Here is a 26,478-nt window from a genome sequence, read left to right on the forward strand (position 1 = left end):
ATTTTATCATTGTGATAAACTGCTACCTGGGCGATCCTCTTTTCGAATCACCGGAAAGGAGAAATCGTTTGCCGGAACGGCATAAGGTTAAAGCGGGATTTTCTCCGACTATCGATTGCGCCGTGTTGATAGCCGCTGCCGAAAAAGGTTTTGCTGCCGATGAAGGCATAGAACTGGAACTTTTCAGAGAGCAGTCAGCGCGCGCCGTTCTCGCCGCACTTGGCGGCGATGAGATTCACATAGGGCATCTGCCCGCACCGGTTCCGGTCGGCTCCGCTGTCGGCCTCGATGATCTGCCGGCCGATATTGTCGGCGTTTTCACGCTTTCCCTCGGCGGATCGGCAACGACGGTTTCCCATGGATTTTACGACGAGCTTTACCGCGAAGGGATGAAGTTGCCCGATCCGGCGGCCTTCGGGCGGGCCATGGCCCGCGTCTGCGCCGCGCGGCGGGCGGCGGGCAAAAATCCGCCGGTCTTTGCGGTGGAGGATATTGTCTCCACGCCCTTTTATACCCTGCGTTATCTGCTCGGCAGCTGCGGCGTGCTGCTCGGCCGGGATATGGAAATCGTCGAAGCCCTGCCGAAGGCAATGCCCGCACTTCTGGAAAGCGGCAAGGTCGATGCACTCTGTGCCGCGGAACCGGCCGGCAGCGCCGTGGTGCTTGGCGGTGCCGGGCGGATCGTCACCACCGGGGCGCTGATCTGGCATAATGCGCCGGAAAAAATACTGGCCGTAAAGAAAGGCTGGGCGGCGGAAAATACCAGCCTGCTGGAACGGCTGCTGCGCGCATTGTACCGTGCCGGCGAATGGTGTGCGAACGACGCCAATATCGAGGAACTGGCCGGCATTCTCGCCGCCCCTCAATATATCGATGAAAACGGCGAATTCCTGCTGCCGGCGCTGACCGGCTATATTTCCACCTCGCAACGGGACATGCAGCGTTTTCAGGAATTCTTCGTGACGAGCGCCAAGGCGGCCAATTTTCCATGGCAGAGCCAGGCGCTATGGTTCTTCAGCCAGATGCTGCGCTGGGGCGAAGTTCCCGCCGAGCGACGCCTGGAACCGGCCATGGTGGAGGCGGCGCGCAATGCCTACCGGCCGGATATTTTCCGCAAGGCCATGAAGCCGCTTTTCGCACCCGTGCCGGGCGCCAATCTGAAGCTTGAAGGTACGCTGAAGGAACCTGTCCATGTCGGCGCCTCGCGCACGGGCCTCGTCCTTGGCCCCGACTGTTTTTTCGACGGCCGTGTCTTCGACCCGGAAACGCTCGAGATGGACGACGAAATCTGAAACCCAGCGTTAAATCGTCGCGAATACCTGCCGCCTGCGCTTTGGCATTGGCGAAGCGCTCCGGCTTGGCTATGGATGGCACGCAATACCCTGGAATGATGTAGCGGAGGAAGAACATGGCAGAGGTCAGCAGGAACCAGGTCGAAAAGGCGCTGGAAACGGTGATCTATCCCGGCAGCGGCAAGAACATCGTCGCGCTCGGCATGGTCTCGGAAATCTTCATCGCCGACGCGAAGGCCTATTTCTCCATCACCGTTCCGGCCGACAAGGCCTCTGAAATGGAACCTCTGCGGCTTGCAGCCGAACGGGCGGCCAAAAGCGTTGAAGGCATTGCCGGCGCGGTCGTGGCGCTGACGGCCGATCGCAAGCCCGGCCAGCAGCAGCCAGCACCCGCACGTCCCGCCCCCCCGCGTCCCGCCGCCGCGCCCGGTCGGCCGACACCGCAGCCGGGCTCGTCCAAGGTGGGCGTACCGGGTGTCCGCGCCATCATCGCCGTGGCCTCCGGCAAGGGTGGCGTCGGCAAATCGACGACCGCTGTTAATCTGGCGCTTGGTTTGCAGGCGCTCGGCCTCAAGGTCGGCATGCTCGATGCCGATATTTACGGCCCGTCGTTGCCGCGACTCCTAAAAATCTCCGGCCGTCCAAAGCAGCAGGAAGATCGCATCATCCTTCCCATGGAGAATTACGGGCTGAAAGTCATGTCCATGGGCTTTCTGGTGGATGAGGAAGCTGCGATGATCTGGCGCGGGCCGATGGTGCAGTCCGCCCTGATGCAGATGTTGCGCGAGGTGGCCTGGGGTGAACTCGACGTGCTGGTGCTCGACATGCCGCCCGGCACGGGCGATGCGCAGCTCACCATCGCCCAGCAAGTGCCGCTTGCCGGCGCGGTCATCGTCTCCACGCCGCAGGACCTGGCGCTGCTCGATGCGCGCAAGGGCATCACCATGTTCCGCAAGGTGGAGGTGCCGCTGCTCGGCGTCATCGAGAATATGAGCTATTTCATCGCGCCGGATACGGGCGCCCGCTACGATATTTTCGGCCATGGCGGCGCCAAGGCGGAAGCGGAGAGGATCGGCGTGCCGTTCCTAGGCGAAGTGCCGCTCACCATCTCCATCCGTGAAATGTCGGATGCCGGAACTCCGGTCGTGGTTGCCGAGCCGGATGGCCCACAGGCCGCGATCTACCGCGATATCGCGGAAAAAGTCTGGGCGCGGATGGGTGCGGACGAGAGAAAAGCCGCGCCGAAAATCGTTTTCGAATAGAACGGTGTGCTCCCGGCGCAATTGGATGTGCGCCGGCGGGCTCCGAATAGTCCTTTTAAAACAGAAGATTAATCGCCAGTATCGGGCATGTTTTCGGGATTTGAACTCCAGAGATGCTTCGCCTGCAAGGCTGTCGCGAAAAAATATGGCTTGATTGCATCTCGCTTTGGGCGCATAGGCCTGCGCCGTTTGGCTGTTGGTCCACCGTGCCGGTAGGATAGTCTGTCCTGCGCGTTCCGGAGTACTCTCGAAGTGTCGTCCAGAGGTTTGCCGACCGCAAACAGGATATGTTAAGCAGCATTGCGGCTGATGCCTGCAATGTGGAGCGGAGAAACGGATTGATAAAAGCCTATCGCGCCAATTGCGAGGCGATCAGCCTGTCGACAGACGACGGCTCCGAACAGATTCCCGACGACATCGTCTGGATCGATCTCGTCAATCCCGACAGGGCGGAAGAACAGCGTGTGGAAAAGCTGCTGGGCGTGGAGCTGCCGACGCGCGAAGACCTCAAGGATATCGAGCCTTCCAGCCGCCTCTATATGGAAGACGGCAATGTCTTCATGGCCGCTTCTCTGGTGTGGAAGGCGGATTCGGACGATCCGCGCCTCACCGATGTCGCCTTCATTCTGATTGGCAAGCGTCTGGTGACGATCCGTTACGCCGAGCCGAAATCATTCCATCTTTTCATCGCCGCCATCACCCGCGCGCCGCACGAGATGCGCAGCGGCACGGCGCTGCTGTTGAAACTGCTGGAAACCATCGTTGACCGCACCGCGGAAATTCTCGAAAATTCGGTCACGGGCATCGACAATCTCGCCGCCGACATTCTCGGCAGCCAGGCGCGCAGCAAGCGCAAGGCACCCCGTTATCTCGAAGATCGCCTGACCAACATCGCCGCCTATCACCGGCTGATCTCGAAGCTTCGCGTCAGCCTCGCATCGCTGGCGCGGCTGCAGACCTTCCTGTCCACCAGCGACCAGGCGCGCGAGGACAAGGGGGCAAAGGAACAGGGCAAGTCTATCGGGCGCGATATCCAGTCGCTAAACGAACATGCCTCCTTCGTTTCCGGCAATCTGACATTCCTGCTCGACGCCTCTCTCGGCATCATCAATATCGAGCAGAACGGCATCATCAAGATTTTCTCGATCGCTTCAGTGGTCTTTTTGCCGCCAACGCTGGTGGCTTCGGTTTATGGAATGAACTTTCAGCTCATGCCGGAGTTGAACTGGACATTTGGTTATCCCCTTGCGCTGGTCGTCATGCTGATGTCCGCCATCATCCCGTTTCTCTTTTTCCGCTGGAAGGGCTGGCTCTGAAGAGCCAGGATCATCATGTCTCAAATCGCAGACAAGGACGTTGCCGAGAAACCGGATGCCGATGACTCGCACAAGAACAAGGGGCTTTATGCTGCCATCCTTGGTTCCATCGGCGTCGTTTACGGTGATATCGGCACCAGTCCGCTTTATGCCTTCCGCGAAGCCCTGAAGCCGATCGCCTATGATGGCGTGACGCGGGAGGAGGTCATTGGTCTCACATCCCTGATGATCTGGTCGCTGACGATCATCGTGACCTTCAAATACATCACGCTTCTGCTGCGTGCCGACAATGACGGCGAAGGCGGCACGCTGTCACTTCTGGCGCTGCTGATGAAGACGGCGGGCACGCACCGCAGCGTTCTCATCGTGCTCGGTCTCATCGGCGCCGCCCTGTTCCTGGGTGACGCGATGATCACGCCGGCACTCTCAGTGCTTTCGGCGGTGGAAGGTCTGAAACTCGTCACGCCTGCCATGGACGACTTCATCATTCCGATATCCGTCTGCATCCTCATCGGCCTCTTCGCGATCCAGTCGCATGGCACGGGCACGGTTGCGAAGTTCTTCGGCCCGATCACGGCCGTCTGGTTTCTCGTGATGGGCGGTGCCGGTCTTATTCATATAGCCGATGATTTCGGCATTCTCTTTGCCTTCAATCCCTGGCATGCGGTGGAGTTTCTGGCCAATGAAGGCTTTTACGGCGTCGTCGTGCTCGGTGCGGTCTTCCTGACGATCACGGGTGCTGAAGCGCTTTATGCCGATCTTGGCCATTTCGGCCGCCGTCCCATCCAGTGGGCATGGTTCTGTCTGGTTTTCCCGGCGTTGACGCTGAACTATCTCGGGCAGGGCGCGCTGGTGCTGAAGGACCCGGCGGCGATGTCCAATCCGTTCTATCTGATGTTCCCGCAATGGGCGATCCTGCCGGCCGTCATTCTGGCCACCGCCGCGACCATCATCGCCAGCCAGGCGGTGATAACAGGCGCGTTTTCGCTGGTTCGTCAGGCGATCCACCTCGGTTACCTGCCGCGTATGGAAATCCTCTTCACCTCGGAAACCAATACCGGGCAGATCTATCTCCCGGCGGTCAATACCATTCTCCTGTTCGGCGTCGTGGCACTGGTGCTTACCTTCAAGAGTTCGGATGCGCTGGCCACCGCCTACGGTATTTCGGTTACCGGCGCGATGGTTGTCACCAGCCTGATGTTCTTCGAATTCGTGCGCAAACGCTGGCAATGGTCGATCTGGCTGGCGCTTGCTGTGCTGACCCCGCTTCTGCTGCTGGAGCTGATCTTCCTCGGCGCGAACCTGCTCAAGATCCATGACGGCGGCTACGTGCCGGTGCTGCTGGCGATCGCCTTCACCGTCATCATGACCACCTGGCAGCGTGGCTCGAGAATCCTTTTCGCCAAGACCCGCCGCGGCGATGTGCCGCTGAAGGCCTTCGTCGCTTCGGTGGAAAAAGAAAGCGCCCATGCACCGGTCCGTGTGCCCGGCACCGCGATCTTCCTCACCGGCGACCCGGAGGCAGCGCCGGCGGCATTGCTGCACAATCTCAAGCATAACCATGTCCTGCATGACAAGAACGTCATCCTGACGATCCGCACCGAGGACCAGCCGCGCGTTCGCCCGGAGGACAGATACACGCTGACGAAACTCAGCGATCGTTTTGCCGTGGTCGAGCTGCATTTCGGCTTCATGGAAACCCAGAACGTCACCCAGGCGCTGGGCTATCTGCGACGCACCGGCTACAAGTTCGACATCATGTCGACCTCTTTCTATCTCGGCCGCCGCAAACTGGTGCCGGATCCGAAATCCGGCATGCCGGGCTGGCAGAACCGTCTGTTCATCGCGCTTGCCGAAACCGCTGCCGACCCCTCCGACTATTTCCGCCTTCCGGCCAACCGTGTGGTGGAACTCGGCTCTCACGTCGTCGTCTGATAAAGCCATCCGGCGGCGCGTCGGTTCCTGTTCTCTCCGCCATGCCGGCCTTGAGCCGGTATCCAGCCGGCGCAAGTCCTTGGGCTGAAGGGAGTCTTCTCGCCGCGCGGACGCGCGTCGGCTCCATTCCGGCTCGAGGCCGAAATGATGGATGTGGAGATGCCGTGTGGGACAGTTATAGCCGGCATATGCAAACCCGATGCCCCGCCATGCCAATTAGAATATGTTCACACACTAACGTGAAGGCACCTTACTGCGCGGCGTTAACCAAGCATCAAGGTTAATAAGAGATTCTTGAACACCTGTAGAAAATTCGGTTGTCGGTGTTCGGAGTGCTGGTTTTGCGTTCGAAAAGTGTAATGCGTCGTCGGTCCGCCATGTCCCGAGAGGGGTGGGCGTCAAAATGGACCTCGCCCGTCGTCTTCGGCCTTGCCGCCTGGCTCGTCTTTCCTTCTCTTGCCGCCCGTGCGGATCTGGCCTCGCTTCTGGCGGGGCTGGACAATGGCGGTGAGCAATGGCGCATGGTGCTGACCGCATCTCCGGCGGGCTCGGTGCACAATGCCTCGCTCACTTTCAACGATGCGGCAGGTGATGCGGCGCTGCATGGCAGCGGCATGACCCTGCCCAATGGCAGCAAGGTCGCTTTCGTCACCAACAAGAAAGGTGAGGCAACGACGCCGGATAGCGAGCGTGTGAACCGCGCCGCCAAGAAAGGCCGCATCGTCGCAACCGAAATCATGCAGCCGCCCAAGGCCTTCACTGCCGGTTCCGTCCTCCAACGCACGAGCATGCTGGATATCGAGCCGCTGAAGCGCAAGGACCGCACGGCTTTCGTCAAGCCGAAACGCGGCAAGGACGTCGAACTCGCCTCCTTCTATTTCCGCCGCGACGAAAAGAAGGCGGATAAGAGCGTCTCGCCGATGCTGGCGGAACTCGTCACCAACCGTACTCCGGACATTCTCGCCACGGCCTATGCGCCGGCCGCACCGGACTTCGCCCGGGAATCGCCTTTCGACGCCATTCTCAAAAAACCGGAGGCCGGCCGTTTCGTGCCGCAGATCAGTGCGGACGATCACGCCTGGGCGGCGACCCCGCTGCCGGCCGAAGTCTTCTCCGCCGCAGAACAGCAGTGCCTCGCATCCGGCATCTATTTCGAGGCGCGCGGAGAATCGGTCAAAGGCCAGGCGGCGGTCGCCCAGGTCATCCTCAACCGCGTGCGCAACCCCACCTATCCGAAAACCATCTGCGGTGTGGTCTATCAGAACAAGGACTGGCGTAACCGCTGCCAGTTTTCCTTCGCCTGCGACAATATCAAGGACCGCGTGAATTCCGAGCGCCATTGGAAAATGGCGCGCGAAGTGGCCATGGCCACGACAGCCGGCAAGATCTGGCTGACGGAAGTCGGCTCAGCGACTCATTATCATGCCGTCTATGTTCGCCCCGCCTGGGGAAAATCCATGAAGAAGGTCGGCAGGATCGGCCTGCACGTCTTTTATCGTACCTATGGTGGCGGCTGGAGCTGATACCACCGCCAATTTGTCGCATTTTGCGTGTCAAAAATGCCGATTCCCTGGCGAAACATCGCCGCCAAACCGCGATTTGGCATTAAGTCGTTGTTATAAAACGATAAATTTGTGTCGAAACAAGCTGCGCCAGTGCCTTGACTAGCGAAGCCCCTAAAACTATGTTGCGCGCGACTTCAGAGCGGGCTGGAACAGGCTTAATCCGTCACCGTTTACAACTCCAAAGGGTTCTGGCATGGCTGGAACGGAGAAAATGGGTGGGATTCTAAGATGACTGGCAACCGTGACGATAGTCTGGACGAGCGTCGCAAGCGCCTTGCTGATGAGTTGGCAAAGGTGAAGGCGGAGGATGAGGCGGACGTGAGGGCGGAGACCAACGCTGCGGAAAACCGGAAAGGTTTTGCGATGGCGGTCAAGCTCTCATCGGAGTTCATTTCGGCCATCGTGGTCGGCGCTATGCTGGGTTATCTTCTGGACTATTTTGTCGGCACGACGCCGTGGGGGATGATCGTTCTTCTTCTTCTCGGTTTCTGCGCAGGCGTATTGAATGTGTTGCGCTCGACGGGCGCGGTGGCCAAGCCGCCGCTGCTGGAGAAGGCGGACAGACAGGACGAGGGTGGAAAAGGCGGCGCTTAAGCTGTTTTTTCTTGCAGTTGAGATGCCGCGATGCGCGGCGACAGGTAAAGAGGGCAGCCGGTGGCAAACGATCCGACCCATCAGTTCTTGGTGCAGCCGATCATTCCGATCGAAATTGGCGGCGTCGATTTTTCCTTCACCAATGCGTCGCTTTTCATGGTTGCGACCGTGGCTGCTGCGTCCGGTTTCCTTTATTTCGCAACGTCGAACCGCGGTCTGATCCCGACCCGCATGCAGTCCGTTGCTGAAATGTCCTATGAATTCATCGCCTCCATGCTGCGCGAAGGCGCCGGTAAAAAGGGCATGGTGTTCTTCCCATTCGTTTTCTCGCTGTTCATGTTCGTGCTGACGGCAAACCTTATCGGCATGTTCCCGTATTTCTTCACGGTCACCAGCCAGATCATCGTCACTTTCGCGCTTGCCTGCCTCGTCATCGGCACGGTGATCGTTTACGGCTTTTACAAGCACGGCCTGCATTTCTTCGGCATCTTCGCCCCCTCGGGCGTGCCCAAGGCGCTATTGCCGCTTGTGGCGTCGATTGAAATGATCTCGTTCCTGTCGCGCCCGATCAGCCTTTCCGTTCGTCTTTTCGCGAACATGCTGGCCGGCCACATCACGCTCAAGGTTTTCGCAGGCTTCGTCGCCTCCATGGGTGCGCTCGGCGCACTCGGCGTCGGCGGCGCTGTCCTGCCTCTCATCATGACGGTCGCCATGACCGCTCTCGAATTTCTCGTTGCCTTCCTGCAGGCTTATGTGTTCGCGGTACTGACTTGCATGTACCTGAACGACGCCGTGCATGGTGGTCACTGAGAAGTAAAGTCGCTGGCCCCGGCAACGGGCGCCAAAAGATAGCCGCAACAACCTATATCTCAAGGAGTCTCACATGGAAGCGGAAGCAGCAAAGTACATCGGCGCAGGTCTCGCATGCCTCGGCATGGCTGGTACGTCCCTCGCACTCGGCCGTATCTTCGGTGATTACCTCTCCGGCGCACTGCGCAACCCCTCTGCTGCCGACAGCCAGTTCGGCCGTCTGGTATTCGGCTTCGCCGTTACGGAAGCTCTGGGCATCTTCTCGCTGCTCGTAGCTCTCCTTCTCCTGTTCGCTGTCTGATAACGGCATCAGGTCTGGATCACGGCTCGCGAATGGCGTGCCGTGATCCTTCGCATTTGCAGTCCCCCTGGAGGTGAGCATGTTCGTGACCGAGGCTTATGCCCAGTCAGCACCGACCGTAGGTGAAACGCATACGGAAACTCCGGCTGTAGGCCAGCCGCAACCGGCAGCCACGCACACGGAAACCGGTGTAGCGCACGGCGCCGAACACGGTGCTTCCGGCGTTTTCCCGCCGTTCGACCAGTCTACTTATGCATCGCAGGTCCTGTGGCTCGCGATTACGTTCGGCCTTTTCTATCTGCTGATGCAGAAGGTCATCGTTCCGCGCGTCGGCGGCATTCTCGAAAACCGTCACGGACGCATCGCACAGGATCTCGACGAAGCGGCCCGGCTGAAAGCCGAAGCCGACGCAGCCGTCGAAACCTATGAAAAAGAACTCGCGGCAGCCCGCGCCAAGGCAAGCTCGATCGGCGCCTCGGCACGTGACGCCGCCAAAGCGAAGGCCGATGCCGACCGCGCCGCGATCGAAGCCGGTCTTGCTGAAAAGCTCGCCGCCGCCGAAAAGCGCATTGCGGGTATCAGGGATCAGGCATTCGCCGATGTCGGCGCCATTGCCGAGGAAACCGCGACCGCGATCGTCGACCAGCTGGTTGGCGCCAAGGTCAAGGATACCGACGTCAAGGCCGCCATCGCCGCCGCTTCTGCCGTGAAGGGAGCCTGACATGGCATTTGATGCATCATTTTTCGCCCTCGTCGGTCTTGTCCTTTTCTTTGTCCTGATCGCCTATCTCAAGGTTCCGGGCATGCTCTCCAAGTCTCTGGACGAGCGCGCCCAGAACATTCAGGACGAGCTGGCCGAAGCCAAGCGTCTGCGCGAAGAGGCCCAGCACCTGCTGGCCGAATATCAGCGCAAGCGCAAGGAAGCTGAAGCGGAAGCCGCCGGCATCGTCGCCGCCGCTGAACGCGAAGCAGCCGCACTCACCGAAGAAGCCAGGCAGAAGACGGAAGAATTCGTCGCCCGCCGCACGGCCCTTTCGGAACAGAAGATCAAGCAGGCCGAAGAAGACGCCATCGGCGCCGTCCGCGCCGCCGCCGTCGACATCGCCATCGCCGCTTCCGAGAAGCTGCTGGCGGAAAAGACGACGGCTGCCGCAAAGGCCAAGCTTTTCACAGCCGCAATTGGCGAAGTGAAGTCTAAGCTGAACTGAGATTTATCTCGGGCTGATTAGAAACCCCTCCGGCGAGAGCTGCGAGGGGTTTTTTGTTATGCTGTTGCCTCAAGCTTAATGTATCGTCTTGGCAGTAGGGCTGCGTCCCTTACGCCTCAACTCGCACGGTGGAATGTCGAGCTTCTCTCGGCGTGTGCCGGTTGAGGCCAGCCTGCTTGTTTCACCGTGGGATTATATACTTACGAAATCGCGGAGGCTAACTATGACAGTTCGTATAGCTATCTGTGGCTCAATGGCTTTCGTGGAGGAAATGGAGGCAATCGCAAGTGCATTTGAAGCGCTGGGATACCAGCCAATGACCCCGGCCCGGGAAGAGCGAAATTTTGATTGGACGGATTTGAAGAGTGCTGAAGTCATTGCACAGAAGAAATATTACATCGACCGGCATCTTGAGATAATCCGGCACTGCGATGTCGTCCTGATCGCTAACTTTCCGAAGGGAGGCATTGAGGGGTACGTCGGACCAAATACATTGATGGAAGCAGCCTTCGCTCATGCTCTCAACGTGCCTGTAATTTTCTTGAACGACCCTTCGGCACAGGAAAACGGCTTGGAGTGCATGGCTGTCGCGTTTGGGCGCTTAAGTGGCGACGCAACCGGTATCAGTGAACTACTGCCAACAGCTCTCGTTACTAAGACTGAGGGAGGAACATCATGAAGATCAACGACGCGATCAGAGCCGATATGGAGAACTCGGTACTCTGCTGGCTTGCGACCGTCGATGATGATGGCACTCCCAGTGTGACACCGAAGGAGATATTCACCAGCCACGGCGAAGAACATATTGTCATCGCTGACATTGCTTCGTCACACAGCGTCCACAACGCCATCGCCCGCCCGAAAGTCTGCGTCAGCTTCGTTGATGTATTTCGACAGAAGGGGTTCAAACTTACCGGCAATGCCAGAATATTGGCACCCGGCGACGCGGATTTTCAGGCGTTCGGTGCCGACCTACTGCATATGGCGGGCGCGGATTTTCCGATACGGAATATTATTGCTGTCAAAATCGAACGCGTTTCCCGCATATGGGCACCGAGCTACAAGCTGTTTCCCGAACGCGGCGAGAATGAGAGAATGCAGAGCGCTTATGCGACCTATGGGGTCCAGCCTGTCTAGACGCTTTGATATCAAAAATCTTCATTGGAACGATACGTGGGCCGCAATGGATTTCCATGCTGTGTGACATTAGTCTCGTCGCAACACAGTCGCCCGCAGGTTTTTGCAGAATGCTGCATCTCATCAGCCTAGCTAGCGATGCACTTAAAAAGGTTCATCATGGCTCTTCTCGACAGGAATGCGGTTTATCCGATTACTTTACCCGACGGTTGCTTGTATCGGGATACGGTATATCTGAAGAACGTTGTGGATCATCCACGCATGGAGATAGGTGATTTTAGTTATTACACGCATTCTGGAAGACTAGAAGATACAGCGGTGATCCTTGCGCCTTATCTGGGGCATGGCGTTCGCGAGCGATTGGTGATCGGCAAATTTGTCCAAATCGCGAGAGGCAGTTACTTCATAACGAGTTCCGCAAACCATCCGATGACTGGCTTCACGACCTATCCGTTTCGCATCTTCAAACCAGAGACCTTTGGTTACAAAGACCTGCCTGTTAAGGACACGATTGTTGATCACGATGTATGGATTGGCCAGAACGCGGCAATCATGCCAGGGGTTCGCATAGGTCACGGTGCGATTGTCGCCGCTGCATCGGTTGTTGCTCGCGATGTTCCACCCTACGCAGTCGTCGGAGGAAATCCGGCATCCATCATCCGAATGCGTTACTCCAGCGAAGTCGTCAACGAACTGCTTCATCTCGCCTGGTGGGACTGGCCGATCGATAAAATCGAGGCAAATCTAGGGGCGCTTGATAGCGGCGATATTGCCGCGCTCAGATTGGTTCAATAGAAACGCAACATTTTTAACTACCCGCTTTGAAAGCGGAGAAGATTAAAAGGCGCGTATTCGCCGCATCAATCCCGCTTCAGCGGCCGAAAGCTCATCCGGTGCAGCGGGCACGGCCCATGGCTTTCGATGGCGCGCAGATGGGCCGGTGTGCCGTAACCGGCATGGCCTTCGAAGCCGTAGGAGGTGTGCACCACGCCGGCGCGTTCCATCATCCGGTCGCGGGTCACCTTGGCGATGATCGAGGCGGCGGCGATGGAGAGGGAGCGGGAATCGCCCTTGATGACGGCCTTGGATTCGCAGGCGATGCCCGGTGGCCTGTCGCGGCCGTCGGCCAGCACGAGGGCGGGGGAAATTTCGAGGCCAAGCACGGCGCGGCGCATGGCGTCGAGGCTGGCGCGCAGGATATTCATGGTGTCGATCAGGCCGGGGCCGGAGGAGGCAACGGATACGATCGAGGTTTCCATGATCTGCACAAAAAGGCTTTCGCGCTTCTGCCTGCTCAGTTTCTTGGAATCGTCCATGCCCTTGGGAATATTATCCGGATCGAGAATGACAGCCGCCGCAACCACCGGGCCGGCAAGGGGGCCCCGGCCTGCCTCATCCGTGCCAGCCACGGGCCAGAAGCCCTTCTTTTTGGCTTCCAGTTCGAACGAGAAGTCCGGGCCGGTATCGGCAAGGTCGAAAAGAGCAGGAGAATCGGGTGTGGCGGTACGTTTCATGCGGCGAAACTCGCATACACACCCGATCTCCTGCAAGCCCCCGGAAGCGGGCGATGACAGGCGCGGTGAGCCGGGGTCGAGGGGCGTGGCTCACCGTGCCCCTTAGGTCGTCATGACCTTTGATCCTCCAGCGGGGCGGCGGAGGAAAAACGATCGCACGCGAGGCGGCGGGTTCCGGGGGCGATGTCCGGCAGGCCAGGGGAAACCCGCCGGGCATTTCGTCAGGAGCATAGCCGGCCAGAACGAAGGACCGGCGCTCCTCATAATCTTCTTCCTGATATCGGCACGTCGGCAAGACGGCTTGGATTAACAGTCAGCGTCGTCAGCGCCGGTTTCAAAGCAGTGACAATTGCAACCCGGCACCGCCCGGCGGCACGAAGAGATCGTCGCGCAGATGGATGGCACGGCGGATAAGGCCAAGCCTCTTCGTCGCCATCTCGAAACGCCGGCCGATCTGCCAGGCATAGGGACCGGCGCCCTTCATGCGCTTGCCAAATTCAGCATCGTAATCCTTGCCGTCACGCATGGAGCGCACCAGCGACATGACATGGCGATAACGGTCCGGATAATTGCGCAAGAGCCAGTCGCGAAACAGCGGGCTCACCTCCAGTGGCAGACGCAGCAGCACATAAGAAGCCTCGGTCGCCCCCGCTGCCTTGCCTGCCTCGAGAATACGTTCGATCTCATGATCGTTGAGTGCCGGAATGACGGGCGCCATCATCACCGCCACGGGAATTCCAGCCTCCGTCAAAGCCTTTACCGCCTCCAGCCGTTTCTCCGGCGTGGCAGCGCGCGGTTCCATGTTGCGCGCGAGCTTGCGGTCCAGCGTGGTTACGGAAATGCCGACCTTGGCGAGGCCCTTTTTGGCCATTGGCGCCAGAATGTCGATATCTCGTTTGATCAGCGCTGATTTGGTGACGATGGCGACGGGGTGATCAGCCTCTGCCAGCACTTCCAGTATCTGCCGCATGATGCGCCATTCGCGCTCGATCGGCTGGTAAGGGTCGGTATTGGTGCCGATGGCGATTACCCGCGGCTTGTAGCCCGGTTTCGCCAATTCCCGTTCCAGCAGCTTCGCCGCATCCGGCTTGGCAAAAAGCTTCGATTCGAAATCGAGCCCGGCCGAAAGCCCCATATAGCTGTGGCTGGGCCTTGCGAAACAATAGATGCAGCCATGTTCGCAGCCGCGATAGGGATTGATGGAACGGTCGAACGGGATATCGGGAGATTCGTTGCGGGTGATAATGCTGCGCGGCTTTTCGACCTGCACCTCGGTGCGGAATTCCGGCATATCCTCAAGCGTCTGCCAGCCATCGTCGAAAACCTCGCGCTGCAAGGCCTCGAAGCGACCGTCCGGGTTCAATCCGGCGCCCCGGCCTCGACGACGGTCGATCTCGATGCGCAGGCCGGATGCATCGGCAAGCGCATTGGCAATATCAGGCATATGGCTCGGCTGAAAGGCAGCCTGCCCGTCAAGCGTATGGTTTCTCATCTGGATGCTCCCAGAGCGCTGCACGCCATCAAGGCACGCTCAACGCCCTAAACCGTTTCCATCCGGAGAGGCGTTTGCTCGCCGTCCGAATGATTAAATTCCTACATCAGGAATGAGAACAATACAAGAACAAAATTGTGAAAATACGACCGGCCACACGGACCGAAGCGCAAATGGCGGAAGCCGGATGGTTCTCGACGCCGGTGCAATGCGCGGCATGGATCGGGCTATTCTCCATCGCAAAGAGGCCAGTGGCAATTTATTGTGCGATGCGTTAGAGCTATGCCTATGTTGACAGTCTTAATGGAATGCCGGGATCAGGAACCGGAACTGGCGCACACGCTGTCCGCGCTTGTGACCGGTGCAGTGGAAGGGCTTGTGAGCGATGTGGTGATCCTCGATCACGGTTCGCGCGATGGATCGTCGCGCGTGGCCGATGCCGCCGGTTGCCGCTTTTATGGGCAATGGGACATTCAGGAAATCCTGCAATCCGCGCGTGGCGGCTGGCTGTTGTTGATCGAGCCCGGTGCGCGCCCGCAGGCGGGCTGGATCGACGAAATCCTCGAATATGTCGCGATCTGCCCTGATCCCGCACGGTTTTCGCCTTCGCGGTATCACCGGCGGAATATCTTCAGCCGCATGCTGCACCGCGCACCGCCGCTTGAACACGGATACCTCCTGCCAAAGACACAGGCCCTTTCAATCGCAAAATCGGGCATGAGCCTGACGGAACTGGTTGGCGGGCAAAAGCCGCGCCGCTTGAATGCGGAAATGGTGCCGGCCTGGGCTTTGCGAACGCCGGCCTGAGGTCGGCTGGCGGTCTTACCCCACCAGAACCTTGCCGGGGTTCATGATACCAGCAGGGTCGAAGGCGTGCTTGATGCGATGCATCAGCTCCATTTCGATGCTGGGCCGGATGGCGGCCAGTTCGTCGCGCTTCAATTGGCCGATGCCATGTTCGGCCGAAATCGAGCCGCCGAGCGACAGCACGATGCCGTGCACGATCTCGTTCATGTCCCGCCAGCGGCCGAGGAATTCCGCCTTGTCAGCACCGACTGGCTGGGAGATGTTGTAGTGGATATTGCCATCGCCGAGATGGCCGAAGGCGCAGATGCGGGCGCCGGGAATGGCGGCGAGCACGGCCTTTTCCGCAGTAGTCATGAATTCCGGTATTTTCGACACCGGAACGGAAACGTCGTGTTTGATCGATCCGCCCTCCGGCTTCTGCGCGTCCGACATGCTTTCACGCATGTGCCAGAGCGCCTGACGCTGCGCTTCGGATGCGGCTATCGCCGCATCCTCGACCAGCCCGGCCTCAAAACCACGCTCCAGCAGCGATTGCATCATCTTATCCGCCGTCTCGGCCGAATCGGAGGTGGAGATATCGATGAGGGCGTACCAGTCATGCGGCTGCCCCAGAGGGTCGCGCACGCCGGGAATATGCCTGGCGGTGAACTCGACGCCAATTCGTGGCATGAGTTCAAAGCCGGTCAGCGCTGTGCCGCAGAGGTTTGAGGCCATTTCGAACAGTTTCAGCGCATCTTCGGTGGAGGCAAGACCGGCAAAGGCCACCTGATGGCCGAGCGGCTTGGGGAAAAGCTTCAGCACCGCGCCGGTGATGACACCCAGCGTACCTTCGGAGCCGATGAAGAGATCGCGCAGATCGTAACCCGTATTGTCCTTTTTCAGCCGGCGCAGCCCGTTCCAGATTTCGCCGGTTGGCAACACCACTTCGAGCCCGAGGCAGAGCTGACGCATATTGCCATAGGCAAGCACCGCCGTGCCGCCGGCATTGGTGGCGAGATTGCCGCCGATGCGGCAGGAGCCTTGAGAACCGAGCGATAGCGGGAACATGCGCTCCACGGAGCTGGCCGCCTTATGAATGTCGTCAAGAATGCAGCCGGCATCGGCGACGATGATATTGGCAACGGGATCGATGTCGCGGATGCGGTTCATGCGCTCCAGCGACAGGATGATATCGGTGCCGTCAGCGCGCGGCGTCTGGCCGCCCACAAGGCCGGTATTGCCGGTTTGCGGCACGATGGGCGTGCCGGTCTCGCTGGCGAGCTTCAGGATGGCGGCAACCTCCTCGACGGAACCGGGCTTGAGGAGAAGGGGGGAAGCGCCGCGATAAAGTCCGCGATTCTCCACCAGGCGCGGTGCCATTTCCGCCGGGTCGCGCACCGCATTTTTTTCGCCAACGATGGCGGTGAAGCGGTCAAGGATATCGGAGGAGGGGATGGCGGTCATGGGCGTCATGGGCGGCGTCTCGCTGTCTTTTGAAACATGGGCGAAAGGGTTGAGTACCGTCAGCCTCGCGGCGCGGCGGCGCGGGAAAGGCGGTCGTTGATCGCCTCTCCAAGACCATGGGTGGGAATTGCGGTGATGGCGATGGTGTCCGCACCGCTCGCATCGGCGGCTTTCAGATAATCGAAGAGGTTGGCAGCGGCCTCGGCAAGATCGCCGGCCGGGCTGAGGTCAAGAACGGCGCGTGCCGTCTCTTCACCGGAAACCGCAATGCCGCCGAAGCGGATCAGCGCTTCATCAGGCAGAACCGATGTGGCGTTAAGGCGGACAGTGGCGCCCGGCGCATAATGCGAGGCGAGCATTCCCGGCGCCTCGATGGCGGCGGCGGCTTTTTTCGACCGTTCGAGCCTGACGCCAGCAACGCGCTCGATCTCCTCGGTGACGATGCCGCCAGGGCGAAGTAGCCGCACCCGGCCATCCTCCTCTACCTTGACGATGGTGGATTCGACACCCACGGCGGCGGCACCGCCATCGAGAATGAGATTGATCTTTTGCCCGAGATCGGCTTCCACATGGGCCGCACTTGTCGGGCTGATCTTGCCGGAACTATTGGCGCTGGGGGCGGCGAGCGGTCTGCCGAACCGGCGGATAAGATCGCCGGCAAAACCCTGCGGCACTCGAATGCCGACCGTATCGAGCCCGGCCGTCGCCAGCGAATGAATGTCGCTTTCCGGTTTCAGCGGCAGAATGAGCGTTAGCGGGCCGGGCCAGAAGGCCTCAGCGAGTTTCCGCGATGTAGGGTCGAAAACCGCGTAACGCTCGGCCATGGCGATATCGGCCATGTGGCAGATCAGCGGGTTGAATTGCGGCCGGCCCTTGGTCTCGTAAATACGGGTGATGGCGGCGGGATTGGTGGCGTCGGCGGCGAGGCCATAGACGGTTTCCGTCGGCAGCGCGATCGCCCTGCCGTCCGCAAGCTCGGCCACGGATGCCTGCAGTGCTGTTTCCCGCTCGGTTTCGATGTTGATATGACCCGCCATGATGCTGCCTTTCAGGGCGGTCAATAGCGTATTTCAGGCCGGGATGGAAAGTGCTGTCGCGTTTTATATCGCCTTGATGATCTTGCGCATCTCCGCGGAACGCGCGCCAAGCAAAAGCACGTTTTTCAGCGCCACACGCGGATCGTGCGTCTGGAACAACAGGCCGCTGCGATGGAAGGAGGTGTCGATGGCGATCTCCCGATCCGGAAGCGCGTTGATGGCGACGGCGAAATACATGCGGGAATAACGCGCATCGATATTTTCGAAGAAGTTCTCGGCCCCGCTCAGCTCGGCGAAGAAATTTGCGAAATAAAATGACCACATCACATGGCGCTCGGCATCGAAGCTCGTTTTCGCCGCCGTGACATGGCAATAGCCGAGATGCGGCCGGTCATTGAGCAGATGGTGGAAAACCATCTTTGGGAAACGGATGGACTGGTGAAAGGTGTTGAGACGGCTATGGGTTGCTTCGGCGGCAGCCTCCAGCTTCCGCCCGGTCAGTGCAGCCACCTCGTCATGGCTGTAATAGACGCGCTCCCTGGGCAGCCAGCGCTCTTCGTAACGGCTGATACGGCCCGTGCGCAGGAAGTCGGAATGCGCGGTCTTCGACCGTATCGGCGTAACCGAATGCTGTGCCGCATCGAAATAGCGTATGCGTGTCGCCTTCTCCACCAGAAGCGCTCCCGTTGCTGTCGTTCCTTCAATATAGTTTAGGGCGCGTTAAAACTCCGTTGCGCGGCACCTCCCGTTTTTTAATGGGTGGAGAAGAGGGCAAGCGCTATCATGCGTCATATTGCGACGTCATGTCAGGCGCTGAAGAGCCTTTGGATTTCCCGGCGGAATGGGCAGATAGTGCGAATTGCGCATGTCGCAATTTGTCGCCAATGCGGAAGCCGATGTCGCTGTTTGTGCTCCCGCAAATGACCGCCGGTGTTTAGATGATTACATGCTTCCGCAACCCCCGCAAATGGTGCCGGGCAGGGCGGTTTGATCGAGGATTTGGCCATGGAATTGCGTGACACCGTATTGCGCCAGCTGAAGAACCGCCGCGAAGGCTTTAGCCTGGAGCAGCCTTTCTACACGGACCCGGATTATTTCAAGCTGGATATGGAGACGATCTGGTATCGCGACTGGCTGTTCGTTGGCCATGATTGCGAGGTGCCCAAGTCCGGCAACTACATGACCGTTCAGGTCGGTGCATATTCGGTGGTCATCGTTCGCGGCCGCGACGGTCAGATCCGCGCCCTGCAAAATTCCTGTCGCCATCGTGGCTCGCGCGTCTGCAGCGCGCAGAAGGGCCAGGCCGCCCGTCTCGTCTGTCCCTATCACCAGTGGACCTATGATCTGGATGGCAAGCTGCTGTTTGCCCGCCATATGGGCGAAGATTTCGACAAGGCGGAATTCGGCCTGAAGCCGGTCGCCTGCGAGACCGTTGCCGGTTACGTCTTCATCTGCCTTGCCGACCAGCCCGCCGATTTCGCGCCGATGCGCGCCGAGGTCGAAAGCTACATGGCCCCGCACCGCATCTGGGAAGCCAAGGTCGCGCATGAAAGCACCATCATCGAAAAGGGCAACTGGAAGCTCGTCTGGGAAAACAACCGCGAGTGCTACCATTGCGCCGCCAACCACCCCGAACTCTGCCGCACCTATCCCGAAAACCCGAGCGTGACGGGAACGGATGGCGGCGCGAGCGATCCCGAAATCGGCGGCCACTGGGCGCGCTGCGAGGCGGCCGGCCTGCCGAGCCGCTTCAAGATCGATCCGAAGGGTCAGTTCCGTGTTGCCCGTATGCCGCTGATCGGCGAGGCGGAAAGCTACACCATGTCGGGCAAACGCGCCGTGCGCCGGCCGCTGTCGGAGGATGTCAGCATCAGCCATATCGGCGCGCTGCTTCTGTTCCACTATCCGACGACCTGGAACCATTTCCTTGGCGACCACACCATTTCCTTCCGGGTGCTGCCGCTCAGCGCCACAGAGACCATGGTCACTACCAAATGGCTGGTGCACAAGGATGCCGTTGAAGGCGTGGATTACGATCTCGAAGACCTCACCCATGTCTGGAACGAAACCAACGATCAGGACCGCCGCATCGTCGAGGAAAATGCCTTCGGCATTCGCTCGCCCGCCTACCAGCCCGGTCCCTATTCCATGGAAGACGAGGGCGGCGTAATGCAGTTCGTCAACTGGTATTCCGATTTCATGGTCGATCGCCTCTCCGGCGACAAGGCCCGGCTCTCGGCTGTAGCGTGATGCGAAGATGAATATGGTTGTGACCTACAAGCACATAGACGAGATGAAGCCGTGGAGCGACAAGCTCCAACTGCTGGAATGCATTTCAGTGACGCCTGAGACATCGGACGTGATGACGTTCTTGTTCCGCTCCGAGGACCAGAACTGGTTCCGTTATCTGCCGGGCCAGTTCGTCACGCTGGAATTGCCCGTGGGTACGGAGCCCGTTTACCGCACCTACACATTGTCCTCCAGCCCGTCGCGGCCCTATGCGCTGTCGGTCACGGTGAAGGCGCAGGCCAACAGCATCGGCACGCGCTGGATGTTCGATAATCTGAAGCCCGGCATGAAAATCCGGGCGCTCGGACCGCTCGGCGATTTTTCCTACGTCAAGCATCCCGGCGACAAATATCTGTTCATCTCGGCAGGCTCCGGCGTCACACCGATGATGTCGATGGTGCGCGACATGAGCGACCGCGCGCCGCAGAGCGACATCACCTTCATCAACTGTTCACGCACCCCCGGCGATATCGTCTTCCGCCACGAGCTGGAATATCTCGCCCGTTTCATGCCCAACCTGTCGCTCGGCTTCATTGTCGAGAAATGCGGTCGTACCGATCTCTGGTCCGGACTGAGGGGCATGGTCGACAAGGCCAAGATCGCGTTGCTGGCACATGATTTCATGGATCGCACCGTCTTCTGCTGCGGACCGGAGCCGTTCATGGCCGCCGTCCGCTCCATGCTCGACGCATCCGGCTTCGATATGAGCCGTTATCATCAGGAAAGCTTTGCGCCGGCCGCCCCGGTCAGCGTGGGTGAAACAGTTCTCACCGGTGCCGACGGCGAAGCGCTGTCCATGGTGGGCTTCACCCTTTCTGGAAAAGAGCTGCCCTGCCAGCCAGGCCAGACGGTTCTCATGACCGCGCGTGCCGCCGGTGTCCGCATCGGCGCCGCCTGCGAATCCGGTATCTGCGGCACCTGCCGGGTGCTGAAGCTTTCCGGCGAGGTGGAGATGAATCACAATGGCGGCATTCTCGATGACGAAATCGAGGAAGGCTATATTCTCGCCTGCTGCTCACGGCCATTGACCGACATCAAGGTGGAGGCGTGACGCCCAACGGCGTCACGTTCTAATTTTCCTTCGCCGGATAGTTGTCTGGAACTAAATTTTAGCAAACTCGTTTGCACGTCATCGAATTCTTTTCGGGCGAGGGCTGGCCCTGACCTCCGACAAGAGCACGGTGAAAGGCGCTATTAAAGGCGTCAGAGCAAATGGAGGAAGATCATGCTGAATTTCCGGACAACGAGCGTCGCTACAGCGATTATCGTGTTCTTCACCAGCTTCACGCCATCCCAGGCGTTTCAAGCGCCGGTGCCGATCACCAAGCCGGCTGTAGCGACCGAAAACGTCGTGAATGTACAGTACCGCGAGTGGGATCGCCGCCGCCATTGGGACGGTCGTCACATGCGTCGTCCGCCCCCGCATCGCGACGGCTTTTACAATGGTCACCGCGGCTACCGTGACCGTCGCGCGGGTTACCGTTATCACAACGGTTACTGGTTCCCGCTTGCCGCTTTCGCCACCGGCGCCATCATCGGCGGTGCCATGCAGCAGCCGCGTCCGGCCTATGGCGGCAGCCATGTTTCCTGGTGTCAGAATCGCTGGCGTTCGTATCGCGCCTATGACAACACCTATCAGCCGAACAGCGGTCCGCGTCGCATCTGCGTCTCGCCCTACAGCCGCTAATTGCACGAGCAAAAGCCCGGTCCTGACCGGGCTTTTGTCTGAGCTCGGAAGCGCCATGTTTTTTGATAAACGAAGCGTGATCGGGCCGTTAATCGTAGGTTCAGCCACACGTCCCTAGGCTGTAGAACCATACGACACTGCCTGTAGAAAGGCAGAAGTCAGAACAACAGAAATTCACGTCCTACGGCCTGTCGACCGTCGTGAATGGAGGAAGTCAGATGAAAAGCTATGTGAAGAATATCTTGGCTGTCGGTCTTTCTGCAATCGTGGTTGCAGGAGCAATCATTCCGGCGGAAGCGGCAATGCCAGTGCCCGTCGCGCCGAAGGGGGTTGAGACCGCCGGCAACGACGCCAGCAAGAATATCGTGAACGTCCAGTACTGGCGTGATCGTGACGGCTGGGGTGATCGCCGCGGCTTTTATCGCGGTCATCGCGGTTATCGCGATTACCGCCCGGGCTACCGTCGCCACGACGGTTACTGGTTCCCGCTCGCAGCCTTTGCGACGGGTGCGATCATCGGCGGCGCTCTCTCGCAGCCGCGTGAAGTCTATCGCCCGGTTCCGGAATATCGTCCGCGTCCGGTCTATCGCGAATACCGTCCGGTTCGCCGGGGTAACATGAACCAGGCGCATGTGAACTGGTGCTTTGGCCGCTATCGTTCCTACGATGCCTATAGCAACACGTTCCAACCTTATAACGGCCCGCGCCAGCAGTGCTATTCGCCGTACGGCTGATAGAAATAACGGGCTAAGATCGACTGAGCCGTCCGGTCACCACCGGGCGGCTTTTTGCTGTCATAAGATCCGCGCGCGCTTCAGGACGAACCAGGCAAGCGCCACCGAAATCACGATGAAGATGCTGGCTGCCATGGTGCCGCCAGTGCCGACGGTAAACGGCAGCTCATCCGTATTCATGCCGAAGAAACCGGTCACCAGCGATGGCGGCAGCAGGAAAGCAGTCATCAGCGACAGGATATAAAGGTGCCGGTTGGTTTCGGACGAGAGTTTGGAATCGATTTCTTCATGCAGCAGCCTTGCGCGCTCCTGCAGCGCATAGACGTCGTGATCGACCGCTTCGAGCCGTCCCATCAGGCGGGAAGCGACATCCTCGAAACCGTCAGGCATCTCGTCGTCATCGGCGGCGGAAGCGCGCCGCATCAGGGTAAGCACCGTGCGCAAATGCCGGTGCAGGCGCACGACCGTGCGGCGCAGCGGGGCTAGGCGGCGCCGCTCGTCGCGGTTTTCGCTGTCATAAACCATATCCTCGATGGCATTGAGTTCTTCCGTCGTCTCCATCACCAGATTGATGAGCGAGCGCTGGAATTCGGCCACGAGACCTTCGAAGACATGCGATGGCGTGAGGTAGCGGTTGGAATTCTTGTCGACCGCCGCCTTCAGCCGGTCCACCGAATGCAGCGGCTGCAGGCGGGTGGTGATGATGAAGCGGTCGCTCACCGCAAAATGCAGCCAGCCGAAATCGCGCGTTTCCTTGTCGAATTCCCGCTGGAAATCGACTAGCGTGCCGTAGAGCGATTTTTCATCGACCACGATGGAAGGGTGCGTCTCATGGGTGGTGAGGCTTGCCCTTGCCGCCGGATCGAGGCCGACAATCGTTTCGAGGAAGCCGGCAACCCGCTGGTCGGCGAGATTGAGATGCAGCCAGTAGAACCCCTCATATCCTGCCATGTCCTCAAAACCGGCATCGGGCGCCAGCCGGCGGCACGGGGCTGTGCCCGGATGAAAATGATAGGCCCAGACAAGGCCGGGAATGGTAGGCGTTATGAGATCCATCGTGGCAGTCCTGACCGGCGGGATGGGAGGAGGGGAGGCGTCCGTCGTTCCGGTGTGGGAGCGGCAGCGGCGAGGCGCATGTCTGCGCATGCTGAGCAAATTCACATGACAGTTTTATAACAAACCTGTCGAAATCGTGGGAATTTTCAAATTGACGTTTACGTAAAAATCATTTAGCCCGAGGGCAGTAGCAAGATGCAAGAGCTTCGGGAGGAGGCAGCATGTATAGCGCGCCGGTGGATGATATCGCCTTTACACTCAAGCATGTGGCGGGTCTTGAAGACGCGCTCTCAAAGGGTGTGCTGGGAGACCTGAGCGAAGATCTCGTTGATGCCATTCTGGAGGAAGCCGGCCGTTTCGCCACAGGAGAGGTCGCCCCGCTCGCCGATATTGGCGACCGTCAGGGCGCGAAGCTCACCGACGGCAAGGTCACGACGCCCGACGGCTGGGCCGATCTTTACCGCAGCTGGGCGGAAGCGGGCTGGAACAGCCTGACGGCGCCCGAAGAATTCGGCGGCCAGAACCTGCCGCACATGCTGAATGTCGCAGCACTCGAAATGTGGAATTCCGGCTCCATGGCCTTTGCGCTGGCGCCGACGCTCACCATGGGCGCGGTGGAAGCCATCGTTACCCATGGCAGTAATGATCTGAAGCGAACCTATCTGCCGAAACTCGTATCCGGTGAATGGACCGGCACCATGAACCTCACCGAACCCCATGCGGGATCGGACCTCGGTGTCTTAAAGACCCGGGCGGAGCGCAATGGTGACGGCACCTACCGCATCTTCGGCCAGAAGATTTTCATCACCTGGGGCGAACACGATGCGGCGGATAATATCATCCACCTCGTTCTCGCCCGTCTGCCGGATGCGCCGGCCGGAACGCGCGGCATCTCGCTGTTCCTCGTGCCGAAATTCCTGCCCGATGAAAACGGTGCACCGGGCAGCCGCAACGACCTGTTCTGCCATTCGCTGGAGCACAAGCTCGGCATTCACGGCTCACCCACTTGCACGATGATCTTCGGCGACGGCAAATTCGGTGACGAAAAGGGCGCTCTCGGCTGGCTGATCGGCGAGGAGAACAAGGGCCTTGCCTGCATGTTCACCATGATGAACAGCGCCCGCCTTGCGGTCGGCATGCAGGGCGTGGCGATCTGCGAAGCGGCGACCCAGAAGGCGATCGAATACGCGAAAGAGCGCACGCAGGGCAAGGCGCCCGGCTGGCAGGGTTCCGGCATGAGCCCGATTATCGAACATCCCGACATCGCCAGAACGCTTCTGACCATGAAGGCGCTGACGCAAGGATCGCGGGCGATTTCCTTCAGCTGCGCCCATGCCATCGACATGGCGCATGCGAGCGAAGACGCCTCCCAGCGCGCTCACTGGCAGGAGCGCGCTGCCCTTTTGACGCCCATTGCCAAATCCTTTTCCACCGATGCCGGTGTGGATGTCGCCTCCATGGGCATTCAGGTGCATGGCGGCATGGGTTTCATCGAGGAGACAGGTGCTGCGCGTTATCTACGCGATGCCCGTATCGCCCCGATTTACGAGGGTACCAACGGCATTCAGGCCATCGATCTGGTGCTGCGCAAGCTGCCGCTCTCCGAGGGTGCTCAGGTGCGCGGTTTCATTGGCGAATTGCGTGAGATTGCCGCCCGGACGGCCGCCTCGAACCGCGATGACCTTGGCGAGACCGCCCGTTATCTTGAAGCGAGCCTCAACGATCTGGAAACGACGACCGACTGGCTGCTCTCCCGCATCAAGGCTGGGGAAAACGAAACCGCGCTTGCCGGTGCCACGGCCTATCAGCGGCTCTTCGGTCTGGCGCTCACCGGTGCCTATCTCGCCAAGGGCGCATTGGTCTCCGTCGATGATGGCAGGGGCGGGCATCGCGCAGCACTTTGCCGGTTCACGGCGGAAAACCTGCTGGCGGAAACGGCGGCGCTGAAGGATCGCGTTATATCAGGCGCGGCAAGCCTTGCCGCCGCCCGCACCCTGTTGGCTTGAGGAGTTTCAGATGTCGGACGATCATATTCTTGTCGAGCCGGTTGGTCATGCGCCTGAGGTTCTGACCATCCGCTTCAACCGGCCGGAGAAGAAAAACGCCATCACCGATGCCATGTATCTGCGCATGGCCGAAGCCTTGCATGCTGCCAATGCGAACACGGAAATTCGGGTGGTCGCATTTCTCGGCACGGAAGGCTGCTTTTCCGCCGGCAATGACATGGCCGATTTCCTGGCCTTCGCCATGTCGGGCGGCAAGGGCAAGCTTGCGGCACTCGAATTTCTGAAAGCGCTGGTCGCCTTCGAAAAGCCGCTGGTTTCCGGCGTGGACGGGCTCGCCATCGGTATCGGCACGACGCTGAACCTGCATTGTGACCTGACGGTCGCCTCCAGCCGCAGCCTGTTCAAGACGCCCTTCGTGGATCTGGCACTGGTGCCGGAAGCGGCCTCCAGCCTGCTTGTGCCAAAACTCATCGGCCACCAGCGCGCCTTTGCGCTGCTTGCCATGGGCGAGGGTTTTTCCGCCGAACAGGCGATGCAGGCCGGGCTGATCTGGAAGGTTGTAGCTCCGGAACACGTAGAAACCGAAACGCTGGCGCTCGCCACCCGCCTTGCCGCCAAACCGCAGCAGGCGCTGAAGATCGCCCGTGATCTGGTTCGCGGTAACCCGCAAGACATACTTGCCCGCATCGAAGAGGAAGGCCGCCACTTCGTCGCGCAGTTGCAGAGTGCGGAAGCCCGCGCTGCCTTCGAGGCCTTCATGCGCCGTTAAGCGCTCAAGAAAACGGGGTCGTTGCTTGCCGTCAGAGAGTGTGCCGCTTGTTTCTTCTCCCCGCCGGGGAGAAGGTCGCAGCAGCGGGATGAGGGGGCAAGGCCTGCGTTATTCGGTGAGGGTTCCCCCTCATCCGACCCTTCGGGCCACCTTCCGGCGGGGAGAAGAAACAAGTGGCGATGCCGAGCAAGGCCGCTGTGCTTGTGAATGCGGATTATGTATGG

At 59.7% G+C, this 26,478-nt stretch carries 26 protein-coding genes; 20 read left to right on the forward strand and 6 right to left on the reverse strand.

What is annotated here, in order from left to right; genetic code table 11:
• Positions 1–68 precede the first annotated feature (68 nt).
• From NYR50_RS01760 to NYR50_RS01820, 13 genes are all read left to right on the forward strand, one after another.
• Positions 69–1,292 (forward strand): CmpA/NrtA family ABC transporter substrate-binding protein, encoded by a 1,224-nt coding sequence (locus NYR50_RS01760; protein WP_418136584.1) that lies wholly within the window; start codon positions 69–71, stop codon positions 1,290–1,292.
• Positions 1,293–1,408: 116 nt separating this feature from the next.
• On the forward strand, positions 1,409–2,554 hold the full coding sequence (locus NYR50_RS01765) for an Mrp/NBP35 family ATP-binding protein (protein ID WP_418136585.1): 1,146 nt from the start codon (positions 1,409–1,411) through the stop codon (positions 2,552–2,554).
• 338 nt (positions 2,555–2,892) lie between these two features.
• The gene (locus NYR50_RS01770; protein ID WP_418136586.1) at positions 2,893–3,870 is read left to right on the forward strand and encodes a magnesium transporter CorA family protein; all 978 of its coding nucleotides are present in this window, start codon (positions 2,893–2,895) and stop codon (positions 3,868–3,870) included.
• A 15-nt stretch (positions 3,871–3,885) separates the two neighbouring features.
• Complete coding sequence (locus NYR50_RS01775) at positions 3,886–5,805, forward strand: potassium transporter Kup (protein WP_006309764.1); 1,920 nt, start codon at positions 3,886–3,888, stop codon at positions 5,803–5,805.
• Between the two features lie 359 nt (positions 5,806–6,164).
• Positions 6,165–7,328 (forward strand): cell wall hydrolase, encoded by a 1,164-nt coding sequence (locus tag NYR50_RS01780; protein WP_174007569.1) that lies wholly within the window; start codon positions 6,165–6,167, stop codon positions 7,326–7,328.
• A gap of 270 nt (positions 7,329–7,598) precedes the next feature.
• Entirely contained in the window at positions 7,599–7,964 is a 366-nt protein-coding gene (locus NYR50_RS01785; RefSeq protein WP_006309766.1) for an AtpZ/AtpI family protein, read from the forward strand.
• A gap of 60 nt (positions 7,965–8,024) precedes the next feature.
• The gene (locus tag NYR50_RS01790) at positions 8,025–8,774 is read left to right on the forward strand and encodes a F0F1 ATP synthase subunit A (RefSeq protein ID WP_418136587.1); all 750 of its coding nucleotides are present in this window, start codon (positions 8,025–8,027) and stop codon (positions 8,772–8,774) included.
• Positions 8,775–8,847: 73 nt separating this feature from the next.
• Positions 8,848–9,075, forward strand: a complete 228-nt coding sequence (locus tag NYR50_RS01795; RefSeq protein WP_003494147.1) for a F0F1 ATP synthase subunit C — start codon at positions 8,848–8,850, stop codon at positions 9,073–9,075.
• 79 nt (positions 9,076–9,154) lie between these two features.
• Positions 9,155–9,796 (forward strand): F0F1 ATP synthase subunit B, encoded by a 642-nt coding sequence (locus tag NYR50_RS01800; RefSeq protein WP_080810389.1) that lies wholly within the window; start codon positions 9,155–9,157, stop codon positions 9,794–9,796.
• Position 9,797: 1 nt separating this feature from the next.
• Positions 9,798–10,283, forward strand: a complete 486-nt coding sequence (locus NYR50_RS01805; RefSeq protein ID WP_418136588.1) for a F0F1 ATP synthase subunit B — start codon at positions 9,798–9,800, stop codon at positions 10,281–10,283.
• Between the two features lie 223 nt (positions 10,284–10,506).
• A complete protein-coding gene (locus NYR50_RS01810) occupies positions 10,507–10,962 on the forward strand; it encodes a hypothetical protein (RefSeq protein WP_418136589.1) in 456 nt (151 codons plus the stop codon).
• Positions 10,959–11,420, forward strand: a complete 462-nt coding sequence (locus NYR50_RS01815; protein ID WP_418136590.1) for a pyridoxamine 5'-phosphate oxidase family protein — start codon at positions 10,959–10,961, stop codon at positions 11,418–11,420. The genes NYR50_RS01810 and NYR50_RS01815 overlap by 4 nt, the downstream gene beginning before the upstream one ends.
• 159 nt (positions 11,421–11,579) lie before the next feature.
• The gene (locus tag NYR50_RS01820) at positions 11,580–12,215 is read left to right on the forward strand and encodes a CatB-related O-acetyltransferase (protein ID WP_418136591.1); all 636 of its coding nucleotides are present in this window, start codon (positions 11,580–11,582) and stop codon (positions 12,213–12,215) included.
• A 65-nt stretch (positions 12,216–12,280) separates the two neighbouring features.
• On the opposite strand, the gene NYR50_RS01825 is transcribed toward NYR50_RS01820, so the two are convergent.
• Together NYR50_RS01825 and NYR50_RS01830 are read right to left on the reverse strand one after the other, a co-directional pair.
• Positions 12,281–12,934: a ribonuclease HII gene (locus tag NYR50_RS01825; RefSeq protein WP_418136592.1), complete on the reverse strand. Its 654-nt coding sequence runs from the start codon at positions 12,932–12,934 to the stop codon at positions 12,281–12,283.
• A gap of 334 nt (positions 12,935–13,268) precedes the next feature.
• Positions 13,269–14,426, reverse strand: a complete 1,158-nt coding sequence (locus NYR50_RS01830) for a PA0069 family radical SAM protein (RefSeq protein WP_306018339.1) — start codon at positions 14,424–14,426, stop codon at positions 13,269–13,271.
• 288 nt (positions 14,427–14,714) lie between these two features.
• On the opposite strand from NYR50_RS01830, the gene NYR50_RS01835 reads away from it, so the two are divergent.
• Positions 14,715–15,233 (forward strand): glycosyl transferase, encoded by a 519-nt coding sequence (locus NYR50_RS01835; RefSeq protein ID WP_418136593.1) that lies wholly within the window; start codon positions 14,715–14,717, stop codon positions 15,231–15,233.
• Between the two features lie 15 nt (positions 15,234–15,248).
• Here NYR50_RS01835 and NYR50_RS01840 read toward each other — a convergent pair whose 3' ends face one another.
• From NYR50_RS01840 to NYR50_RS01850, 3 genes are all read right to left on the reverse strand, one after another.
• Positions 15,249–16,685, reverse strand: coding sequence for an FAD-binding oxidoreductase (locus tag NYR50_RS01840; RefSeq protein ID WP_418136594.1), 1,437 nt, complete (start codon positions 16,683–16,685; stop codon positions 15,249–15,251).
• Between the two features lie 50 nt (positions 16,686–16,735).
• On the reverse strand, positions 16,736–17,713 hold the full coding sequence (locus NYR50_RS01845) for an L-threonylcarbamoyladenylate synthase (protein WP_418137325.1): 978 nt from the start codon (positions 17,711–17,713) through the stop codon (positions 16,736–16,738).
• Positions 17,714–17,776: 63 nt separating this feature from the next.
• Positions 17,777–18,385, reverse strand: a complete 609-nt coding sequence (locus NYR50_RS01850; RefSeq protein WP_418136595.1) for a DUF6656 family protein — start codon at positions 18,383–18,385, stop codon at positions 17,777–17,779.
• A 333-nt stretch (positions 18,386–18,718) separates the two neighbouring features.
• Here NYR50_RS01850 and NYR50_RS01855 point away from each other — a divergent pair, with 333 nt between their 5' ends.
• From NYR50_RS01855 to NYR50_RS01870, 4 genes are all read left to right on the forward strand, one after another.
• Positions 18,719–19,963: an aromatic ring-hydroxylating oxygenase subunit alpha gene (locus NYR50_RS01855; protein ID WP_418136596.1), complete on the forward strand. Its 1,245-nt coding sequence runs from the start codon at positions 18,719–18,721 to the stop codon at positions 19,961–19,963.
• Positions 19,964–19,970: 7 nt separating this feature from the next.
• On the forward strand, positions 19,971–21,053 hold the full coding sequence (locus tag NYR50_RS01860) for a 2Fe-2S iron-sulfur cluster-binding protein (protein WP_418136597.1): 1,083 nt from the start codon (positions 19,971–19,973) through the stop codon (positions 21,051–21,053).
• A gap of 174 nt (positions 21,054–21,227) precedes the next feature.
• Positions 21,228–21,689 carry a BA14K family protein gene (locus NYR50_RS01865; protein ID WP_418136598.1) on the forward strand — a complete coding sequence of 154 codons (462 nt, stop codon included), beginning with the start codon at positions 21,228–21,230 and terminating at the stop codon, positions 21,687–21,689.
• A 218-nt stretch (positions 21,690–21,907) separates the two neighbouring features.
• On the forward strand, positions 21,908–22,423 hold the full coding sequence (locus tag NYR50_RS01870) for a BA14K family protein (protein ID WP_418136599.1): 516 nt from the start codon (positions 21,908–21,910) through the stop codon (positions 22,421–22,423).
• Between the two features lie 60 nt (positions 22,424–22,483).
• Here NYR50_RS01870 and NYR50_RS01875 read toward each other — a convergent pair whose 3' ends face one another.
• A complete protein-coding gene (locus NYR50_RS01875; protein WP_080810377.1) occupies positions 22,484–23,479 on the reverse strand; it encodes a transporter in 996 nt (331 codons plus the stop codon).
• A 221-nt stretch (positions 23,480–23,700) separates the two neighbouring features.
• Here NYR50_RS01875 and NYR50_RS01880 point away from each other — a divergent pair, with 221 nt between their 5' ends.
• Both NYR50_RS01880 and NYR50_RS01885 read left to right on the forward strand, forming a co-directional pair.
• Entirely contained in the window at positions 23,701–25,485 is a 1,785-nt protein-coding gene (locus NYR50_RS01880; protein ID WP_418136600.1) for an acyl-CoA dehydrogenase, read from the forward strand.
• Positions 25,486–25,495: 10 nt separating this feature from the next.
• Positions 25,496–26,254, forward strand: coding sequence for a crotonase/enoyl-CoA hydratase family protein (locus tag NYR50_RS01885; protein ID WP_418136601.1), 759 nt, complete (start codon positions 25,496–25,498; stop codon positions 26,252–26,254).
• Positions 26,255–26,478: the final 224 nt, after the last annotated feature.

The organism is Agrobacterium sp. El2ro-1b, from assembly GCF_048298475.1.
Classification (GTDB): Bacteria; Pseudomonadota; Alphaproteobacteria; order Rhizobiales; family Rhizobiaceae; genus Agrobacterium; species Agrobacterium fabrum.

What these genes read in the sequence shown, in the direction of transcription:
- NYR50_RS01765 (WP_418136585.1), top strand. Translation starts at nt 1,409, where the DNA reads ATGGCAGAGGTCAGCAGGAACCAGGTCGAAAAGGCGCTGGAAACGGTG.
- NYR50_RS01775 (WP_006309764.1), top strand. Translation starts at nt 3,886, where the DNA reads ATGTCTCAAATCGCAGACAAGGACGTTGCCGAGAAACCGGATGCCGAT.
- NYR50_RS01780 (WP_174007569.1), top strand. Translation starts at nt 6,165, where the DNA reads ATGCGTCGTCGGTCCGCCATGTCCCGAGAGGGGTGGGCGTCAAAATGG.
- NYR50_RS01785 (WP_006309766.1), top strand. Translation starts at nt 7,599, where the DNA reads ATGACTGGCAACCGTGACGATAGTCTGGACGAGCGTCGCAAGCGCCTT.
- NYR50_RS01795 (WP_003494147.1), top strand. Translation starts at nt 8,848, where the DNA reads ATGGAAGCGGAAGCAGCAAAGTACATCGGCGCAGGTCTCGCATGCCTC.
- NYR50_RS01800 (WP_080810389.1), top strand. Translation starts at nt 9,155, where the DNA reads ATGTTCGTGACCGAGGCTTATGCCCAGTCAGCACCGACCGTAGGTGAA.
- NYR50_RS01805 (WP_418136588.1), top strand. Translation starts at nt 9,798, where the DNA reads ATGGCATTTGATGCATCATTTTTCGCCCTCGTCGGTCTTGTCCTTTTC.
- NYR50_RS01810 (WP_418136589.1), top strand. Translation starts at nt 10,507, where the DNA reads ATGACAGTTCGTATAGCTATCTGTGGCTCAATGGCTTTCGTGGAGGAA.
- NYR50_RS01815 (WP_418136590.1), top strand. Translation starts at nt 10,959, where the DNA reads ATGAAGATCAACGACGCGATCAGAGCCGATATGGAGAACTCGGTACTC.
- NYR50_RS01820 (WP_418136591.1), top strand. Translation starts at nt 11,580, where the DNA reads ATGGCTCTTCTCGACAGGAATGCGGTTTATCCGATTACTTTACCCGAC.
- NYR50_RS01825 (WP_418136592.1), bottom strand. Translation starts at nt 12,934, where the DNA reads ATGAAACGTACCGCCACACCCGATTCTCCTGCTCTTTTCGACCTTGCC.
- NYR50_RS01830 (WP_306018339.1), bottom strand. Translation starts at nt 14,426, where the DNA reads ATGAGAAACCATACGCTTGACGGGCAGGCTGCCTTTCAGCCGAGCCAT.
- NYR50_RS01835 (WP_418136593.1), top strand. Translation starts at nt 14,715, where the DNA reads ATGTTGACAGTCTTAATGGAATGCCGGGATCAGGAACCGGAACTGGCG.
- NYR50_RS01840 (WP_418136594.1), bottom strand. Translation starts at nt 16,685, where the DNA reads ATGACGCCCATGACCGCCATCCCCTCCTCCGATATCCTTGACCGCTTC.
- NYR50_RS01845 (WP_418137325.1), bottom strand. Translation starts at nt 17,713, where the DNA reads ATGGCGGGTCATATCAACATCGAAACCGAGCGGGAAACAGCACTGCAG.
- NYR50_RS01855 (WP_418136596.1), top strand. Translation starts at nt 18,719, where the DNA reads ATGGAATTGCGTGACACCGTATTGCGCCAGCTGAAGAACCGCCGCGAA.
- NYR50_RS01860 (WP_418136597.1), top strand. Translation starts at nt 19,971, where the DNA reads ATGAATATGGTTGTGACCTACAAGCACATAGACGAGATGAAGCCGTGG.
- NYR50_RS01865 (WP_418136598.1), top strand. Translation starts at nt 21,228, where the DNA reads ATGCTGAATTTCCGGACAACGAGCGTCGCTACAGCGATTATCGTGTTC.
- NYR50_RS01870 (WP_418136599.1), top strand. Translation starts at nt 21,908, where the DNA reads ATGAAAAGCTATGTGAAGAATATCTTGGCTGTCGGTCTTTCTGCAATC.
- NYR50_RS01875 (WP_080810377.1), bottom strand. Translation starts at nt 23,479, where the DNA reads ATGGATCTCATAACGCCTACCATTCCCGGCCTTGTCTGGGCCTATCAT.
- NYR50_RS01880 (WP_418136600.1), top strand. Translation starts at nt 23,701, where the DNA reads ATGTATAGCGCGCCGGTGGATGATATCGCCTTTACACTCAAGCATGTG.
- NYR50_RS01885 (WP_418136601.1), top strand. Translation starts at nt 25,496, where the DNA reads ATGTCGGACGATCATATTCTTGTCGAGCCGGTTGGTCATGCGCCTGAG.